17 protein-coding genes are annotated in these 17,955 nt (G+C 58.8%); 6 read left to right on the top strand and 11 right to left on the bottom strand.

Going from position 1 to position 17,955, the window contains the following annotated elements; translation table 11 throughout:
* Positions 1-119: 119 nt before the first annotated feature.
* The 4 genes from ACE3QM_RS17005 to ACE3QM_RS16990 all read right to left on the bottom strand — a co-directional run bounded on the left by ACE3QM_RS17005 (position 120) and on the right by ACE3QM_RS16990 (position 2,955).
* The gene (locus ACE3QM_RS17005) at positions 120-605 is read right to left on the bottom strand and encodes a hypothetical protein (RefSeq protein WP_231463003.1); all 486 of its coding nucleotides are present in this window, start codon (positions 603-605) and stop codon (positions 120-122) included.
* Positions 602-919 (bottom strand): hypothetical protein, encoded by a 318-nt coding sequence (locus ACE3QM_RS17000; protein ID WP_231463005.1) that lies wholly within the window; start codon positions 917-919, stop codon positions 602-604. Before ACE3QM_RS17000 ends, ACE3QM_RS17005 begins: the two co-directional genes overlap by 4 nt.
* Positions 920-1,517: 598 nt before the next feature.
* A complete protein-coding gene (locus ACE3QM_RS16995) occupies positions 1,518-2,201 on the bottom strand; it encodes a hypothetical protein (protein ID WP_231463007.1) in 684 nt (227 codons plus the stop codon).
* A 259-nt stretch (positions 2,202-2,460) separates the two neighbouring features.
* Complete coding sequence (locus ACE3QM_RS16990; protein ID WP_374423518.1) at positions 2,461-2,955, bottom strand: VOC family protein; 495 nt, start codon at positions 2,953-2,955, stop codon at positions 2,461-2,463.
* Positions 2,956-3,156: 201 nt separating this feature from the next.
* On the opposite strand from ACE3QM_RS16990, the gene ACE3QM_RS16985 reads away from it, so the two are divergent.
* Positions 3,157-3,333 carry a hypothetical protein gene (locus ACE3QM_RS16985; protein ID WP_374423516.1) on the top strand — a complete coding sequence of 59 codons (177 nt, stop codon included), beginning with the start codon at positions 3,157-3,159 and terminating at the stop codon, positions 3,331-3,333.
* 259 nt (positions 3,334-3,592) lie between these two features.
* Positions 3,593-4,084 carry a hypothetical protein gene (locus ACE3QM_RS16980; protein WP_374423514.1) on the top strand — a complete coding sequence of 164 codons (492 nt, stop codon included), beginning with the start codon at positions 3,593-3,595 and terminating at the stop codon, positions 4,082-4,084.
* A 264-nt stretch (positions 4,085-4,348) separates the two neighbouring features.
* Here the strand turns inward: ACE3QM_RS16980 and pflB are convergent, their stop codons facing one another.
* From pflB to ACE3QM_RS16965, 3 genes are all read right to left on the bottom strand, one after another.
* Positions 4,349-6,607: a formate C-acetyltransferase gene (pflB, locus tag ACE3QM_RS16975; protein ID WP_374423512.1), complete on the bottom strand. Its 2,259-nt coding sequence runs from the start codon at positions 6,605-6,607 to the stop codon at positions 4,349-4,351.
* A 227-nt stretch (positions 6,608-6,834) separates the two neighbouring features.
* Positions 6,835-7,662 carry a formate/nitrite transporter family protein gene (locus tag ACE3QM_RS16970; protein ID WP_048410877.1) on the bottom strand — a complete coding sequence of 276 codons (828 nt, stop codon included), beginning with the start codon at positions 7,660-7,662 and terminating at the stop codon, positions 6,835-6,837.
* Between the two features lie 63 nt (positions 7,663-7,725).
* Positions 7,726-8,004, bottom strand: coding sequence for a hypothetical protein (locus ACE3QM_RS16965; RefSeq protein ID WP_156183919.1), 279 nt, complete (start codon positions 8,002-8,004; stop codon positions 7,726-7,728).
* Positions 8,005-8,887: 883 nt separating this feature from the next.
* On the opposite strand from ACE3QM_RS16965, the gene ACE3QM_RS16960 reads away from it, so the two are divergent.
* The 3 genes from ACE3QM_RS16960 (at position 8,888) to ACE3QM_RS16950 (ending at position 12,373) form a co-directional block, all read left to right on the top strand.
* Positions 8,888-10,177, top strand: a complete 1,290-nt coding sequence (locus ACE3QM_RS16960; RefSeq protein ID WP_374423509.1) for an HAAAP family serine/threonine permease — start codon at positions 8,888-8,890, stop codon at positions 10,175-10,177.
* An 86-nt stretch (positions 10,178-10,263) separates the two neighbouring features.
* On the top strand, positions 10,264-11,664 hold the full coding sequence (locus tag ACE3QM_RS16955; protein WP_048410875.1) for an L-serine ammonia-lyase: 1,401 nt from the start codon (positions 10,264-10,266) through the stop codon (positions 11,662-11,664).
* Between the two features lie 244 nt (positions 11,665-11,908).
* Positions 11,909-12,373: an N-acetyltransferase family protein gene (locus ACE3QM_RS16950; RefSeq protein ID WP_374423507.1), complete on the top strand. Its 465-nt coding sequence runs from the start codon at positions 11,909-11,911 to the stop codon at positions 12,371-12,373.
* A 446-nt stretch (positions 12,374-12,819) separates the two neighbouring features.
* Here ACE3QM_RS16950 and ACE3QM_RS16945 read toward each other — a convergent pair whose 3' ends face one another.
* The 3 genes from ACE3QM_RS16945 to ACE3QM_RS16935 are packed head-to-tail and all read right to left on the bottom strand — an operon-like array spanning position 12,820 to position 16,624.
* Positions 12,820-13,878: an ABC transporter permease gene (locus tag ACE3QM_RS16945; RefSeq protein ID WP_374423505.1), complete on the bottom strand. Its 1,059-nt coding sequence runs from the start codon at positions 13,876-13,878 to the stop codon at positions 12,820-12,822.
* A 13-nt stretch (positions 13,879-13,891) separates the two neighbouring features.
* Entirely contained in the window at positions 13,892-14,830 is a 939-nt protein-coding gene (locus ACE3QM_RS16940; RefSeq protein ID WP_374423503.1) for an ABC transporter permease, read from the bottom strand.
* Positions 14,831-14,851: 21 nt separating this feature from the next.
* The gene (locus tag ACE3QM_RS16935) at positions 14,852-16,624 is read right to left on the bottom strand and encodes an ABC transporter substrate-binding protein (RefSeq protein ID WP_374423501.1); all 1,773 of its coding nucleotides are present in this window, start codon (positions 16,622-16,624) and stop codon (positions 14,852-14,854) included.
* Positions 16,625-16,979: 355 nt separating this feature from the next.
* Between ACE3QM_RS16935 and ACE3QM_RS16930 the strand changes: the two genes are divergently transcribed.
* Positions 16,980-17,345: a hypothetical protein gene (locus ACE3QM_RS16930; protein ID WP_374423499.1), complete on the top strand. Its 366-nt coding sequence runs from the start codon at positions 16,980-16,982 to the stop codon at positions 17,343-17,345.
* Between the two features lie 206 nt (positions 17,346-17,551).
* Here ACE3QM_RS16930 and ACE3QM_RS16925 read toward each other — a convergent pair.
* Positions 17,552-17,955 (bottom strand): efflux RND transporter permease subunit (locus ACE3QM_RS16925; protein WP_374423497.1); only part of this gene is annotated, 404 nt, incomplete at its 5' end.

The raw sequence follows: 17,955 nt of genomic DNA, 5'->3' as shown, positions 1-17,955 counted from the left end.
TGGGCTTATGGCCATTTACGACCCGAAGCTACCCTGCGTGCCATGAGAAGCCGGACACTCAACATGAACACAAGCCGACTGCACAAATGCAGCTTTTGACGGTCGACTTGGCTGTAGTGTTATGCAGATGTAACCGTTGTCGCTTCAGCTTGGAAAACAACATTTATGATTTGCCTTGTCGTGCTTACAACTGAATAGAAAAGTAGAAATGATGAGATGACAAAAATTGATGCAAGGTCGAATTCACCAAATCCTGTAAAGAAGGACCCACCAAAAAACAGCTGTAAATAGAGTCCTTTCAATAGCGCAAGTGATGTACTTCCAGAAAAGCCATAGGTGGCAATTGTGAACACCGCATCGGCGTATCCGCCAAAACTTCTATAGATTAAACCCTCTCCTCCATTTTCGTCGGGTTCACAGAAGAACTTGCCTGCACCAACGCCGACAATTGCAAGGAGCCAGATGACTACCGCTGGCCAATAAGATTCGAGAAAAATACGAACAGCGTTCTTTGCTTCATCTTTGCTGTAGACGAGAACAAGTCCAAGGATGAGCAATGCAATGACTACGAATAGCCTCGATGGGCTGAACTTGCCGCGGCTCATGCGATGCTCCTGTTAAACTGAGTAACTTCAGCTTCCTCTTTCTTGTCTTGCTCCTTTCCGAGTAGAGCACCAATAACACCACCAGCCGCAACACCCGCTCCCCCACCCAGCGCTCCGATTACACCGCCCACCAGCATTCCAATGGCGGTGTTGTCGGAGCCCTTTTCCGCTACGACATCGCTTACACAGTAAGTAGCACCATTTGCCTTAAAGACTTTGCCTCCAAGTTTCTGTGCAAGTGCCTGGCGGTTTGGGGCAATGGTACGAAGGAATACTTTTCCGTTTTTTTTCTTATCAATCACATAGAGTTTCAAAGGCACTCCTCATGTGTATAGTGTGAAGCCAACTGGTGGACGGAAGGAGCCTGCAAGCGCAACTTGCAGGCGATCAGTATTAAGTGCGGGCTTAGTTTCAGGTAGACGACTCACAACGTATTCATTTACAGCATTAACACACATGAAAACCAGCTCCACATTTATGCCTCCGCTGTGCTAGACCAAGGTACGGAAACAATTACGCAAGCATCTAAAATTTTAGCCATAAAGCATACCAGCACAGCAGATTCATGCCAATAGGGTGTGCGCATTTATGAGCACGCAAGCCCTAGAGCCGCCTCCCACCCACAACTGGACAGCACAGTCATTGAGGCTTTCTTGTTGTGGCTCAACAGCGAGCGCGGCATCTTAACCATTGAGCTCCTGATGCACTTACGCCTGCTTTCGATCACGGTACCGAGAGACTAATCCTGACCGGGAGTAGTTCATAGCCAGCGACTGTAAGCGACCTAAAGCGGAAGGTCGATCAATATAAAAGCGGCCACTCAACGTCTGATGTTAGGAGCCATCTCAGCGAAGCCACGAATATACCTCACGGCTTATGCTTATGAGCTTTCTCTCAACGAAATGGTTGGACCTAGAGCAAACCAGGCGTGATTTTTTCGAAACGGACTCGTCCTTGGCTAACCCAAAGTATGATTGCGCCATCTCTTTGACTTGTTGTCGACGGAATAAGAACAGCGCCGAGCTCATCGTTTGGCCGCAAAAATGTTGGACCATAGATATCTATAAGCTTGCGCAATGATTTTGCTAAGGCTTCTATTCTCTGCGGTGCGCCGACTCCACCGCTGGATGCAACCCTCGCGAAAAAGAGTCGCGTTGCACTGGGGACAATAAGTAGCTTGTAAAAATCCCAAGCATATCCGTTAGTCGGAATTGGATTGAAATCGATAGGATGGCTTGGGCCAACTTCGCTTTCACCTGTGACCTGAATGGGACTCGATGCAGTCTGATTCACAACACAATAATCAAGCATTAGTTGGTCTTTGTCGTGAATTCGATCAGGAGAGGAAACCCACAAAGCATCCACGATACTCTGACTCAAGTTGTTTGATCCGTTTGAACATCTGGCAGTCAGCACCTCACCTGCAGCTCGATTTAGTGCGGCTTCTGTAAAAAAAGCTATACCCCAAGCCGATGCCTGTGCCGCATATGGTTTTGAATTCGATGACAAAGGCCACCAATCAGTCTGCAATTTAAGTTGCTTGATCGTATTGTTTTTGGCTATGACAAGCCATTGCTCAAGTTCTGTTTTATTCATATATATCTCGATGACTGATCTAACATAATGTAGATCGCAAATCCTGCGGCCTAATCTAGTCACCCCATCCACTCGAAACTGGCTTACCTTGCTAAGCCAGTGGCTAATGCGCTAGAATTACATAAATGTATAAATTTACCGTAAAACCCTCACGCCACCTAGCCCTACTTTAGCTGATTGGTTCTGGCCTAAGACTCCCAGAATGATGGACCAACATCCGCAATATGGATAGCCTTGTTGACAGACCGCTCTTGGATCGTCAACAGCTACCTAAAATATCCCCCCTCCTCGCCTTCTCAATACCCGCAATATCAATCTTCACCATCCCCATCATCGCGTCGAACACCCGTTTGGCGGCGGCACGATCCGGATCGGCCAGCGCCTCAGTCAACACACGCGGAGTGATTTGCCAGCTTAGGCCCCATTTATCCTTGCACCAGCCACAGGCGCTGGCCTGGCCGCCGTTGCCGACAATGGCCTGCCACAGGCGATCGGTTTCCGCCTGGTCCTCGGTGGCGACTTGGAAGGAGAAGGCTTCACTGTGCTGGAAAGTGGAGCCGCCATTGAGACCCAGACACGGGATGCCCAGCACGGTGAATGCCACGGTAAGCACATCACCTTCCTTGCCGGCCGGGTAATCACCGGGCGCGCGCAGCACCGCGCCGACGCGGCTGTCCGGAAAGGTGGCGGCATAGAAGCGCGCGGCGTCTTCGGCGTCGCCGTCGTACCACAAGCAGATGGTGTTTTTGTGCATGGTCCCTCCTCTGGTCCGCTGATCTGTCGCTGGCGGTCAAGAAAAATGACGTATAAATCAAACCATTTTATAGCACAAAGGCATTTTCTGCGGCATTGATCCAAAGCAGCCGCGCATAAAAAGCCTTCTCAGCCGCGACATCGGCTTCCGCAAGCCGGCGCAGCACGGCAACCGGGAGGCTTCTTCAACTATCTGGAAGCCATGCTCACACTAGCCGCGCGCAAGGTGGATGGGTACGAGGACATTGACGAACGGCATCGCCAGCAGCGGGCGCTGCTCAAACGCAAAACCATGGAGAGCCGCACGGCACGGCGGATAGAGAAGAAGAAAAACAGGAACCCGGCTTGCGCCGGGGTGGTGCGGGACATTCAGGGATGATGGGGGCTTAGAACCTGTTTACGATCGTAAATACGTTCTGAGCTTATGGCTGCTCAGGGCCCAAAGTAGCCGTGCCCCGTCAGGGACAGGAAATGGCGGCTTTAACACAGATGGCAGCGGTACATTGAGGGTTATTATACCGACGGATTCATTACAAAATGGCTTGAAGAATATGGCATTTGGGTGTGACAATATGCGTCAGTAATATCTATTGATATATGGACCCGCGCGCCCGTATAAAACCCGTTAGAGCTTGTACATGCCAAAACCAATCGCAGCCATTCTGCTTATATTAGCTTTCCACTCAAGCGCCCAAGCCAATGACAACATCGCGCCCAATGCAGATTCGGGCCTTAACTCCTACTTCATTCGTGGGGATGAGGCCCCCTATGAAGAAGTAGAAAGAAGGTTTATCGATGCCGCCAAAAACGCTCAAGAGGATGAGCTCATCAAGCTAATGTCGCCCTTAACACGGAGAGACAGCTCTGAGAATGAGGTGAAGACTTTTATTGCATCAATGAAGGAGTATTTTTCCGACTATGCATCAGATCTGAAATGCAAGTCCATTGTCCCCAACAAAGACGAGTATGGAAATGTTGGCTTCTTCTTTTTTAATGCTTTCAAAACAAGCAACGGCAGTGGCAGGGCCTATGTCATGGCACTGGTTAAGGAAAACAAGCAGATCTATGTAGCGACCGTTTTCCGGAAGTTTGTCAATCAATACCATGCACGCTGTAGAGGGCAACTCTAACTCATCGCTACAGTGGGCGCGCCGCCAAAAAGCATGGCGCCGCGCACCCTCCTCCACTCCGCGCAGCCTCAATTCCCTCAACATCAATTCTCCCCATCATCGCAGCGAGCACCCGCTTGGCGGCGGCGCGCTCCGGATCGGCCAGCGCCTCGAAAGGCATCTTCTGCGACATTGATCCCAAACCGCCACGCATAAAAAAAGCCTCCCCTAAGGGAGGCTTGGCGTTGTGCCGGCTGGCCGTCGCGGTGGCCAGCGGCCTTGCGCTTACATGCTGCCGTGGAAGGTGCGGTTGATCACGTCCAGCTGTTGCTCGCGCGTCAGCTTGACGAAGTTCACCGCATAACCGGACACGCGGATGGTCAGTTGCGGATACAGCTCCGGGTGTTCCATCGCGTCCATCAGGGTTTCGCGCTTGAACACGTTGACGTTGACGTGGAAACCGCCGGCGTCGGAGAAGCCGTCCAGGCAGTTGGCCAGGTTGGCTACGCGTTCTTCTTCGCTATGGCCCAATGCGTCCGGGGTGGCGGAGGCGGTCCAGCTGATGCCGTCCAGCGCGGCTTCATACGGCAGCTTGGCTACCGATGCGCCCGCGGCGACAAAGCCTTTCACGTCGCGACCGTTCATCGGGTTGGCGCCCGGAGCGAACGGTTCGCCGGCGCGGCGGCCGCACGGGGTGTTGCCGGTTTTCTTGCCGTACACCACGTTGGAGGTGATGGTGAGCACGGACTGAGTCGGCATCGCGTTGCGGTAGAAGTGCGGCTGGGCCTTGATCTTGTCCATGAAGGTTTCGGTCAGCCATACCGCGATGCTGTCGGCGCGGTCGTCGTTGTTGCCGTAAGCCGGGTAGTCGCCTTCGATCTTGTAGTCCACCGCCAGGCCCTCTTCGTTGCGGATGATGTGCACTTTGGCGTGCTTGATGGCGGACAGGGAGTCGGCGGCCACGGACAGGCCGGCGATACCGCAAGCCATGGTGCGCAGGATGTCGCGATCGTGCAGCGCCATTTCGATGCGTTCGTAGGCGTATTTGTCGTGCATGTAGTGGATGCAGTTCAGCGCCTTGACGTAAGTCGCGGCCAGCCAGTCCATCAGCAGGTCGAACTTGGGCATCAGTTCGTCGTAGGTCAGCACGTCGCTCTTGATCGGCTCGAAGCCCTTGGCCACTTGCACGCCGGATTTTTCATCCACGCCGCCGTTGATGGCGTAGAGCATGGCCTTGGCCAGGTTGGCGCGGGCGCCGAAGAACTGCATTTGCTTGCCGATGCGCATCGCGGACACGCAGCAGGCGATGCCGTAGTCGTCGCCCCAGTGCGGACGCATCAGGTCGTCGTTTTCGTACTGGATGGAGCTGGTGTCGATGGACACTTTGGCGCAGAAGTCCTTGAAGCCGCGCGGCAGCTGGGTGGACCACAACACGGTCAGGTTGGGTTCCGGCGCCGGGCCCAGGTTGTACAGGGTGTTGAGGAAGCGGAAGCTGCTCTTGCTCACCAGGGTACGGCCGTCTTCGCCCATGCCGCCGATGGATTCGGTCACCCAGGTCGGGTCGCCGGAGAACAGTTGGTCGTATTCCGGGGTGCGCAGGAAGCGCACGATGCGCAGCTTGATCACCAGGTCGTCGATCATTTCCTGGGCTTGTTCTTCAGTCAGCGCGCCGGAGGCCAGATCGCGCTCGATGTAGACGTCCAGGAAGGTGGCGACGCGGCCGAAGGACATGGCGGCGCCGTTTTGTTCTTTCACGGCGGCCAGGTAGGCGAAGTAGGTCCACTGCACCGCTTCGCGGGCGTTGACGGCCGGGCGGCTGATGTCGAAGCCGTACTTGGCGGCCATCTGCTTCAGTTCGTCCAGCGCGCGGAATTGTTCGGACAGTTCTTCGCGCAGGCGCAGCACGTCTTCGTTGAAAACGGCGTCGTCCAGCTCATGGAATACTTTTTGGCGTTCGGCGCGCAGGAAGTCGGTGCCGTACAGGGCCACGCGGCGGTAGTCGCCGATGATGCGGCCGCGGCCGTAGGCGTCCGGCAGGCCGGTGATCACGCCGGATTTACGCGCGGCCATGATGTCCGGGGTGTAGGTGTCGAACACGCCCTGGTTGTGGCTCTTGCGGTAGTGGGTCCACACGTCCTTGATGACCGGGTCCAGCTTGAAGCCAAAGGCTTCCAGGCCGTTCTCAACCATGCGCAGGCCGCCGTTGGGCATGATGGCGCGCTTGAGCGGAGCGTCGGTTTGCAGGCCGACGATGACTTCGCTGGCTTGGTCGATGTAGCCGGCGTCATGCGCGGTGATGGAGCTGCCGCGGTCAGCGGACACGTCCAGCACGCCACGGGCGCGTTCTTCTTTCAGCAACTCGCTCAGGGTGTCCCACAGCTTCTGGGTGCGCGCGGTGGCGGGCGCCAGGAAGCTGGCGTCGCCTTCAAACGGCTTGTAGTTCAGCTGGATGAAGTTGCGGACATCCACCTTGCTTTGCCATTCACCACCGGTGAAATCGCGCCAGGGGTTGGCTTGAGTCGCGTCACGATTCAGAGCATCCATGTGTGCCTCCTAGTAACTATCAGTAAATGTTGAGTACTGAACATATTGTACATTCGGTTTCGAAAAAAATCGTTTGATAAAGATCAACTGCCGCCGACTAAAACGCGGTTTCCGAACCGGGCGCCGCGGCGGCGAAATTCCATAAAAAACGCTTTATTTTCAATACCATGAAAAACCACATCAACACGCCGTCATTGTAGCCGTCGCATTACATTCGAAAACGAACATCAAACACTGGTTCCGAGCGCCGTCGCGGCCGGTTTTGCGGCTTCGCGCCGCGCCGGCAGGGTGTGACGCTCCAGCAGGTAAACCACCAGGCCCACGCCCAGCGCGCCGCCGGCGATATTGCCCAGGGTGGCCGGAATCATATTGTGCAGGATGGCGGCGGCGTCCAGGCCTTGCATGCCGTGCAGCAGGGCCAGCGAGAAGAAGGCCATGTTGGCGATGCTGTGTTCAAAGCCGGAGAAGAAGAACACGAACACCAGCAGCAGGATCATCAACATCTTGGCGGCATCGCCGGCCATGCGCAACGGCACCCACACCGCCAGGCAGATCACCCAGTTGCACAGCGCGCCCTTCCAGAAGATTTCCCAAGCGCCGGCATGCACTTTATGCGCGGCCACATTGAACAGCAGGTGGTCGGCCGGCAGGCTGCCCATGCCACCGGCGCCGGCGAACACCGCGGTGAACAGCAACACGCCCAGCAGATTGCCCAGGTAGACCATGGTCCAGCTGCGCAGCAAGTTGCACACGCGGCAGTCGCCGCTGAGCACGCCCACGCTGAAGTACATCACATTGCTGGTGAACAGCTCCAGCTTGCAGACGATGATGCTGACCAGGGCCACGCCAAAGAAGCCGGCCACGGCGATGTAGTAGCCGGGGGAGCCGACGGCGAAGAAGACCTGGCCCAGCTTGAGGCTGACGCTGAGCACCACGGCGATCAGCGCGCCGGCCATGCCGGCGCTCAATAGATAGCGCCCAGGGTGCTGACGCAGCACGGTCTGTTTGGAGGCGGCTTCGGCCGCGACATAGGCGAGTGTGGAGGCGTGATTCATGTTTTTCATTTCGCGAGCTAGGGCAGAGCCGCCGGCCTCGGGTCCATCTTGATGCAATGCCTATCAACTGATGATGCCGTTTTCAGGTTTCCGCCGGGACTTGCCCGGCCTGGCCTGCTTCCGACACGAGTTTGTTTGGCTGTCATCCTTGATGGCTTCCCGCGCCTGCGCTTGCGCCGATTGTTGGTTCACGAAAATTTTATGTTCGTATTGCATCATCGTTGTTTGATAACAATCAAACGCAGGTCTTTCCCTGGCGAGACTCTGTTCAGCTCCTTCTTTTTGCAACATGGCCGGCAACGGTTTTGCCTTTCGCCGCGCCACGAAAGCGTCCTTCTCCACCGGACACCGGCTTTACGCCGATGGCAAGCGCGATTGCAAACAATACAAAAATGCTTAAAAATCAGCCAACTAGGCGAAAAACGGTCGTTTGATAGGCAAAACAATGTTTGAAACCAATCAAAAAATGTTCGTTTTGAAAAATTTTTGTTCGTTTTCGAAAACAATTTTACTGCTCGGATTTCATATTATGATACTTCATCGCAAGCCGTCAGCCATGCTGATATAGCAAACGTCTTGACGTAAGCGAGCACCTCCACCTCCCCTGCATTGTGCCCACCCCCCACCGCAGCAATCCAATTAATTACTATTTTTCAGTTAGTTAGCTCACCAAACCAAGCCATTTCCACGGGCTAGGCAACCTGTTTCCAACCCTAGCCGCCGTCGCTCCACCCATGCCATGCGCGTGTCTTCCCGCGTTACAACTAGCTCGAACCATGTCGAAAAACCCGGCCGAGCTTTCAAGCAAGCGCTCGGTTTCACTCAACAACGATCAGCAAAGCAACATTAAATCAAAACAATCTGAAAATTGGAATATTCCGCAAACAAGCCACGTATTGAGCAATTTTCTTATTTTTATGGACGATTTTTCTTATTTTTAAACCAAAAACAATCAATCATCATGATATTGATAAGTCATCAACAGCAAATAGCAATTGTTCGGATGTTCGTTTTGCTTCAAAATAAAGTTGATTAGAATCAACTGATGTTCTGAAAGGTGTAACCCCCTCGGTACAACTGCCTATACCATGCACATCAATGAAGCGTGAATCACTAATCAACGGTTCCCGCTACTGACTAAAAGTCTAGCAAGAGATAAAACGGCGCGCCGCCTGGCGGCACGTCAAAACGATTACCCCATTTGTCTTTAATGAAGGCCAATATCATGTCTCAAGCCGTTTCCACCCCCCTGCCCAAATCAGGCGCTTCGTCCGCATGGACCAAGCAAGATACCGTCTGGATGTTGGGTCTGTACGGCACCGCCATTGGCGCCGGCACCCTGTTCCTGCCCATTAACGCCGGCATCGGCGGTCTGTGGCCGCTGATCGTCATGGCGCTGCTGGCCCTGCCGCTGACCTTCTTCGCTCACCGCGGCCTCACCCGCTTCGTGCTGTCCAGTTCCAAGCCGGGCGCGGACATCACCGAGGTGGTGGAAGAGCACTTCGGCGTGGGCGCCGGCAAGCTGATCACCCTGCTGTACTTCTTCGCCATCTACCCCATTCTGTTGGTGTATAGCGTGGCCATCACCAACACCGTGCAATCCTTCATGGTCAACCAGCTGGGCGTGTCCGCTCCGCCGCGCGCCATCCTGTCGCTGATCCTGATCCTGGGTCTGATGGCCATCGTGCGCCTGGGCGAGAAGATGATCGTCAAGGCCATGAGCGTGCTGGTTTACCCCTTTGTCGCCTGCCTGATGCTGCTGGCGCTGTACCTGATTCCGGAATGGAACGGCGCGGCCATCCAGCAAGCCGGCAGCCTGGGCGACGCCCTGTCCCACGGCGCGTTCTACAAAACGCTGTGGCTGGCCATCCCGGTCATGGTGTTCTCCTTCAACCACTCGCCCATCATTTCGTCCTTCTCGGTTGACCAGCAGAAGCTGCATGGCGACGCCGCTGAGCCGGCCGCCGGCCGCGTGCTGATCCGCGCTCACGTCATGATGGTGCTGTCGGTGATGTTCTTCGTGTTCAGCTGCGTGTTCAGCCTGTCCCCGGCCGATCTGGCCGCCGCCAAGGCGCAGAACATTTCCATCCTGTCCTACCTGGCCAACCACTTCCGCAACCCGGTGATTGAATGGGTGGCTCCGCTGATCGCCATCGTCGCCATCAGCAAGTCCTTCCTGGGTCACTACCTGGGCGCCAAAGAAGGCTTCAACGGCCTGGTGATTAAGCAACTGCGCCAGAACGGCAAGTCCATCGAGACCGCCAAGCTGGACCGCTTCACCGCCGTGTTCATGATCATCACCACCTGGGCCGTGGCCACCTTCAACCCCAGCATCCTGGGCATGATCGAAACCCTGGGCGGCCCGGTGATCGCGATGCTGCTGTTCCTGATGCCGATGTACGCCATCGCCAAAGTGCCGGCCATGAAGAAATACTCCGGCGCCGCCAGCAACATCTTCGTGGTTCTGATCGGCCTGATCGCCATCTCCGCCATCTTCTACGATCTGTTCGCCTGATCGCCCTTCTCTGACAACCCGGCCGGTCGCGGCCGGCCGGGTTCCTCAGCATCAAGCCAAAGTATCAAGCCAAGAGGTAAGCAATCATGTTCAGCATGACTGATATCTACAAAATCGGCGTCGGCCCCTCCAGTTCCCACACCGTCGGTCCGATGAAGGCCGGCCACCAGTTCCTGGGCTCGCTCAAGGAAACCGGCCGTTTCAACCAAGTCACCCATGTTCACGTCGACTGCTACGGCTCGCTGGCCCTGACCGGCAAGGGCCATTGCACCGACCACGCCATCATCCTGGGCCTGGCCGGCAATCTGCCGGACACCGTGGACCCGGAACAGACCCCGGCCCTGATCGCCGATGTGGAAAAAACCCGCCAGCTGACGCTGGGCCGCACCCATCAGCGCGTGGGCTTCGACATGGATTTCCACACCGCCAACCTGCCGATGCACGAAAACGGCATGCAGATCCACGCCTTCGTCGGCGACGAGTGCGTGCTGACCAAGACTTATTATTCGATCGGCGGCGGCTTCATCGTGGACGAGGAGCATTTCAATCAAAGCTCCTGCAGCGACACCCCGGTGCCCTATCACTTCCTCAGCGCGCAGCAGATGATGGATATGTGCGAGGAAACCGGCCTGTCCGTGTCCGCGCTGGTGATGGAAAACGAAAAAGCCTTCCACGAAGCCAAGGATGTCGAGCAGCACTTCGCCAAGGTGTGGGATGTGATGAAGACCAGCATCGAGCGCGGCATGCGCACCGAGGGCAATCTGCCCGGCCCGATGCGGATTCCGCGCCGCGCGCCGGCCCTGCATCGCATGCTGACCAGCTCCTTGCAAGTGGCCAATGACCCGATGAGCGTGATGGACTGGGTCAATATGTACGCGATGGCGATGTCGGAAGAAAACGCGGCCGGCGGCCGCGTGGTCACCGCGCCCACCAACGGCGCCTGCGGCATCGTGCCGGCGGTGCTGGCCTACTACAACCACTTCATCCAGCCGCTGGACGAGGACAGCTGCCTACGCTTCTTCCTGTCGTCCGGCGCCATCGGCTGCCTGTTCAAGCTCAATGCGTCGATCTCCGGCGCCGAGGTGGGCTGTCAGGGCGAGGTGGGCGTGGCTTGTTCCATGGCCGCGGCCGGCCTGACCGAGTTGATGGGCGGCAGCCCGTCCCAGGTGTGCATGGCGGCGGAAATCGCCATGGAGCACAACCTGGGCCTGACTTGCGACCCGGTGGGCGGCCAGGTGCAGATTCCCTGCATCGAGCGCAACGCCATCGCCGCGGTCAAGGCCATCAACGCCGCGCGCATGGCCATGCACCGCGTCAGCAGCCCCAAGGTGTCGCTGGACAAGGTGATCGCCGCGATGTACGAAACCGGCAAGGACATGGACGCCAAGTACCGTGAAACCTCCTGCGGCGGCCTGGCCCTGCAGATCGTGACGGAAAACAAGGTTGCGCCGACCCAGGCCATCCGCTGGGTGAACGACGCCGCCTGAGTTCAGGCCTGACGCCCGTCCCGACAACGCCGCCAGCCCCGCTGGCGGCGTTTTTCATGCCCGCCCCTTTTTGCCCTATCATGGAGCGCCCCGGACAAACGGAAGCGCAAGAGCGACACGACGCGGCGGCACAGCCCCATGCCGGAATGGGCTTGAGCGAAGACCGCGCCGCGGGCTTGGCGCCGCATGGCGGCCGGGACATCATCCTCGGCTGAGCCATCACCTCATTGATAAGGACAACAAGATGCAAACCCTGACGCTCAAACCCGCCCTCCCCGACGATGCGGCCGAATGCCTGCGCATCCGCGCGCTGACCCGGGAGAACGCGTTCACCGAGGCCAGGCTGGCCGAGCTGGGCATTACCGTGGCAAGCTGGCGCGACGGCATCCTCAGCGGCGAACTGCCGGGCTGGGTGGCCTGGGACGGCGAGCGCATGGCCGGCTATTGCTTTGGCGATCGCGACAGCGGCGAGATCGTGGTGCTGGCGCTGCTGCCGGAATACGAGGCCGGTGGCTGGGGACGCCGCCTATTGCGGCATATGGTGGACACGCTGGCCGGCCATGGCTGGCAGCGGCTGTTCCTCAGTTGCTCCAGCGATCCGGCGGCGCGCTCCTACGGCTTCTACCGCCATCTTGGCTGGGTTCATGGCGGCGAGTCGGACCAGCATGGCGACCATATTCTGGAGCTGAAGCTGGAGCCGGCCGCTTAAACCGCGGTTCACGGTTCGTGGGATCGTGAACCGGCTGCAAGCACCGCAGCATAAAAAACCGCCGGCTTCCTGGCGGTTTTTTATGTCGGCCAGCACACGCAATCTCAGTATCCAGCCCGGTGAGGCGTGAACTCAGCTAGGTTCAAGGGCTCAGCAACCATTAGCGCGATGCCATTCTCCAGTTCATCAACGGCGATTTCCGCCGGTTCAATCGCAGCCTCCTGGACATCCGTCACGCCGATAAAGGGCAAAAGCCGTGCGAATCAATGCCTCCACATGGTTTAAGCCGCCAATGCGGCCGCCAGCGTGGTGAACTGGCTGTTGCGGATGGCTCGCCAGACTTCAAGGTAAGCAGGGCGGCCGGACAGCGACGCCTGCTGCCGGAATGCCACTTTAAAAAGAGCGCCCCGGCCGCAGACCCTGATTCTGAGCCGCCTCGGTCCCTCTCACTGCACCGCCGCGCGCGGGTCCAGCGCATCGCGCAGCGCGTCCACCAGCAGGCTGAAAGCGGTGACCAGCAGCGACATGGACAAGGTGACCGCCAGCATTTGCCACCAATAGCCCTGGATCAGCTCGGTGGGCGCTTCCGCCAGCATCGAGCCCAGGCTGACCTGGCGCACGCCCACGCCGAAGCCGAGGAAGGACAGGATGGCCTCGTACTTGATCAGCGCCACGGTGAGCAAGGAGAACTGCACCAGCAGCAGATGGGAGATATTGGGCAGGATGTGGATGAACATCTTGCGGGCGCTGCCGGCGCCGATGGCGTCCGCTGCCTGCACGTATTCGCGGCCCTTGAGTTTCAGGTATTCGGCGCGCACCAGGCGGAAGCAGCCGGTCCAGCTGGTCAGCGCCATCACCGCGATGATGGTGGTGATGCCGCGGCCGGAGACGGCGGCGAAGGACAGCAGCAACAGCATGTCCGGCACCGAGGTGAACACGCTGTAGAACCAGCCCAGCGCGTCGTCCACCCGGCCGCCGAAATAACCGGCCGCCGCGCCCAGCGCGCAGCCCACCAACAGCGCCGCCACCGCGCCGAACACACCGACAAAGATGGAGGTGGAGGTGCCTTTCAGCGTTTTCTCTATCACATCACGGCCGCGCAGATCCGCGCCAAAGGGCAAGGTGGCGCGCTTGGCCGGCGCGGCCTGCGCGTATTCGCCCACGTGTTGCCGCGCCTGTTGCAGCTCCGCGCCTATCGGGTCTTCCTCCGGCGTCATGGTGACAATGGGAGCCGCCTGGGCGGGTTTGGCCGGCTCCGGCGGCAACACGTCGTCGGCGGAGGCCTGAACCCAGCTGGGCGGCGCGTAGGGCACGGCGATTTCATCGGTCCAGCTTGCGCCCACCAGATTGAACCAGCCGCCGATGGCCAGCAGCAGATAGACCGCCACGATCCACAGCGACACAAAACCCACTTTCTTGCGCTTCAGCCTTTGCCAGCCCAGCGCCCACAAGCCGCGCGAGGGAGCGGCCGCCGCCGCGCCGGCGCTATTGTTCAATGTCGTCATCTCCAGCCCTCTCTCACTTCAGCTGCACGCGCGGATCGATCAGCTTGTAGACCAGATCGCCCAGCAGATTGAACACCATGGTGGCGATGGCGATATAGATGGTGATGGCCTTGATCACCGGGAAATCGCTCTTGTTCACCGCCATCACCACTTCATTGCCCATGCCGGGAATGCCGAAGAAGCTTTCCAGCACCAGCGCGCCTATCAACATATAAGGCAGCGACATCATCACGCTGGTGACCACCGGGATCAGCGCGTTGCGCAACACGTGCTTGAGCATCACCGCGCGTTCGGACAAGCCCTTGGCGCGCGCGGTGCGCACATAGTCCTGGCCGATTTCCTCGACGAAGAAACTGCGGTAGAAACGGATGTCCGGCCCCAGCGACACCATCAGGCCCATCAGCAGCGGCAGCGGCACGTAGAGGAAGAGATTGACCCAGAAGGAATCCCCCCAGCCGCGCACCGGGAACCAGCCCATTTTGAAGGCCAGGAAATACTGGCCGGCGATGATGTAGACCAGCGCGCTGATGGACATGGCCACGGTGCAGGCGATGGTGACGATGTGGTCGGTGAGACCGCCGCGGAAATAGGCGACCAGCGCCGCCAGCGGGATGGCGATGGCGAGGTCCACCACCAGCATGGCGCCGGTCAGCGTCAAGGACGGGCCGACGCGGCTGCCGATGATGTCGGCCACCGGCTGCTGAGTGGACCAGGAGGTGCCGAAGTCCAGCGTCAGCACTTGCTTGACGAAAATCCAGAACTGCCGCGGCAGGCTCTGATCCAGGCCCAGTTGGGCGCGGATATTGGCCAGCACGTCCGGCGTCAGGTGCTTGCCGGCCAGCACCAGCGACGGATCGCCGCCCACCAGGGTGAACAGAGTGAAAACCAGCAGCATGACGCCGAACAGCGTTGGAATCATCTGCAGGATGCGTCGGATGATAAAAGCGGACATGATGTTCTCCTCGCCTGCCGCTTACTTCTGCACGTCCAGGAAACGCCAGATGTAGTTGTAGTTGGGATGCAGCTTGGCGCCGCGCACCCAGGGCTGGATCAGCGTGTTGCGGAAACGGATGTCGCTGAAGGCCCAGGGCGTGTCCGCCATCACGGTCTTGTTCATCGCGTCGTATAGCCGGTTGCGCTCCGGGCCATCCTCCAGATTGCGGGACTGCTCATACAGCCGGTCGTAGCGCGCGGACTGGTAGCAGGCGTAGTTGACGCCGCCGGTATTGGGGCCGTACAGCAGCTGGACGAAGTTTTCGCCGTCCGGGAAGTCCGCGCTCCAGGCCGCGCCGTTCATGCCGAACTTGCATTCGCGCTGCGCCTTGATCTGCTCGTTCCACTGCATCACGCGGAAGTCCACGCGCACCTTGATCAGATCGAAGGCTTTCTGCCAGTACTCGTTCCATTGCTTGTCGATGGCGGTGGGACCGGTCAGGAAGTCCACCACCATCGGCGCGCCGTTTGGCTGGCGGCGGTAGCCGTCCGCGCCCTTTTTGTAGCCGAAGCGGTCCAGCAAGGCGTTGGCCAGCGCCGGGTTGTAGGGGAAGGCGCCGCGGAAATCCGGGTTGTGGCCGGCCACATTGGGCGGCACCACGTACTGGACCTTGACCGCCTGGTTGCGGCGGATGTCGCGTATGGTTTCATCGGTGTTGAAGGCCATGGTGATGGCGCGGCGCAGCGCGATCTTGTCCTTGCCGTAGCCGCCCACCACCGGGTCTTTCATGCCGAAGGCGTAGAAGGTGATTTCCTCATCCAGGCTGCGCAGCAAGCGGATGCCCTGGCGCTGGAGATCCGGCTTCAGCTCGGCTCGCCACGGGTTGCTCGGGTCCATGCGCAGCAGTTGCCGGATCAAGGGCTGGGGGATGCCCACCAGGTCCAGCTCCGCGCTCTTGAACGCCAGCCAGGTGGGCTGCTCCTCCTGGATCACCGACACTTCGATGCGGCCGATCTGCGGGTAGCTTTTGCCGTTCATCTCGCGGGCGACGCGCTGGTCTTCCGGGTCGCTGCCCGGCTGGTAGTTGAAGGTCTGCTTGCGGAAATTGGGGTTGGCCACCAGCGAGATATGGGTGCCGGGCTGCCATTTGGCCAGCATATAGGGACCGGTGCCCACCGGATGGGCATTGGTGTTGCTGCCGTAGGCTTCCACCGCCTCGCGCGCCTGACCTTGCACAAAGGGCGCGGCCAGAATGTATTTCAGCGCCGGATACGGCTGGATCAGCTTTAGTTGCAGGGTGTAGCGATCCAGCGCGCGCACGCCGGCCACCGGCGCGTCGTAGTTGATCTTGCCGCCGGCGGGCTTGGCCCAGGCGTCCAGGCCGACGAATTTTCCGGCCACCAGATCGCTGATCGGCGAGGCCACCGCCGGATCGATCAAGCGCTTGAAGGCGTAGACGTAGTCTTCCGCCGTCAGCTCGCGCTTCTTGCCCTTGAAGGCCGGGTCCGGCGCGAAGTACACGCCTTTTTTCAGGGTGAAGGTATAGGTTTTGGCGTCGGCGCTGACCGTGGGCATGGCCGTGGCGACATTGGGCACCACCTTGACCGGCCGCGCCAGGTAGTCGAAGGTCAGCAGCGGATCGAAAATGTGTTCGATGATGGCGCCGGAGTAGATGTCCGAGGTCTTGGACGGGTCGAAACCGGTCTCCGGCGCGTTGAAGGCCACGTGCAGCACCTTGTTCATGTCAGCGGCCTGCACCGACATTCCCCCCCACGCCATCAGCGCCAGCAGCGCGCATCGCGTCAGGCTCATGACTTTCTCCTTTGTTCTTGCTCCGGCCTGACGTCTGGCGCCGGCCTAGTTTTTATGTCGCTGTTCTAGCGGCTCTTAGAACGTGTTTACGATCTCGCGAGCTAAGGCGAGACAAGGCGAAAACGAGCGAAAAAGCGGAATGTACAGGTGGTACATGAGCATTTTGAGTTCGGTTTCAACGCCGTATCGCCGACGCGCAGCAGATCGTAAACAGGTTCTTAACACTCATGAACAAGGTGCGCCGGCTCTGCTTGTTGACAAGCGACGCCGGCGACGCCATCGTAAAAGTATCCCTTCGAACCACCGCGAGCGGCCGCCCTCTCCAGCCGCCCGCCACATCGCTCAGGAGCGCATCATGAAAACGACACTAGCGCTGTCCCTGCTGGCGGCCAGCCTGCTGACCGGCTGCGCCACCCAGGCGGGTTACGCGCAGAAGGTCTACGGCTGGCAAGGCCGCGACGTCAACGAGATGCTGGCGCAATGGGGCGCGCCCACCAGCCAGCTGACCATGCCCAATGGCAATCAACTCTATACCTACCGCAGCGCCTACAGCCAGGAAATGCCCTATCAGGGCGGCCTCTACAACTACCCCTGGGGCTTTAGCGGCGGCGGCTCGGTGTATTACCGCTGCACCACCAATTTCGTCGCCGATCCCAAGACCCACACCATTCTGTCGGTGAGCTTCGAGGGCAATGACTGCGTGGCGCCGCCCAAGAATTAAGAACCGGTTTACGATCTGCTGCGCGTCGGCGGGATGGATAGAAATGGGCGTTGAAACCAAGCTCAAAATGCTCATGTACCACCTGTACATTCCGCTTTTTCGCTCGTTTTCGCCTTGCCCCGCTCTTGCTCGCGAGATCGTAAACACGTTCTAAGCCCCCCTTCCGCCCAAATAAAGAGCCTGCGTTAACGCAGGCTCTTGTCGTTTCAGTGCTCGGCCGCCGGTTGGTGCGCCGGCTTGCCGCCCAGCAGGCGGCGCACCCAGCCGCGCAAGCTGTCCAGATAGGTGTAGACCACCGGCACCACGATCAGGGTCAGCACCGTGGAGGTCAGCAGGCCACCGATGATGGCGTGCGCCATCGGCCGGTTGCTTTCCGAACCGTCGCCGGTGCCCAGCGCCAAGGGCAGCATGCCGAAGATCATCGCCAGGCTGGTCATCATGATGGGGCGCAGCCGCACCCGGCCGGCCTCGACGATGGCCTCGCTGCGCTCCATGCCCTCGCGCCGCGCCTGGTTGATGAAGTCCACCAACAGAATGCCGTTCTTGGCCGCCAGGCCCATCAGCATGATGATGCCGATCACCGAGAACATGTTCAGCGTGGAGCCGAACA

The sequence above is a fragment of the Chromobacterium sp. genome (genome assembly GCF_041912965.1).
Taxonomy (GTDB): Bacteria; Pseudomonadota; Gammaproteobacteria; order Burkholderiales; family Chromobacteriaceae; genus Chromobacterium; species Chromobacterium aquaticum.
Note: the sequence above shows the minus strand (reverse complement) of the source record. Positions and strands in the feature narration are given on the sequence as shown.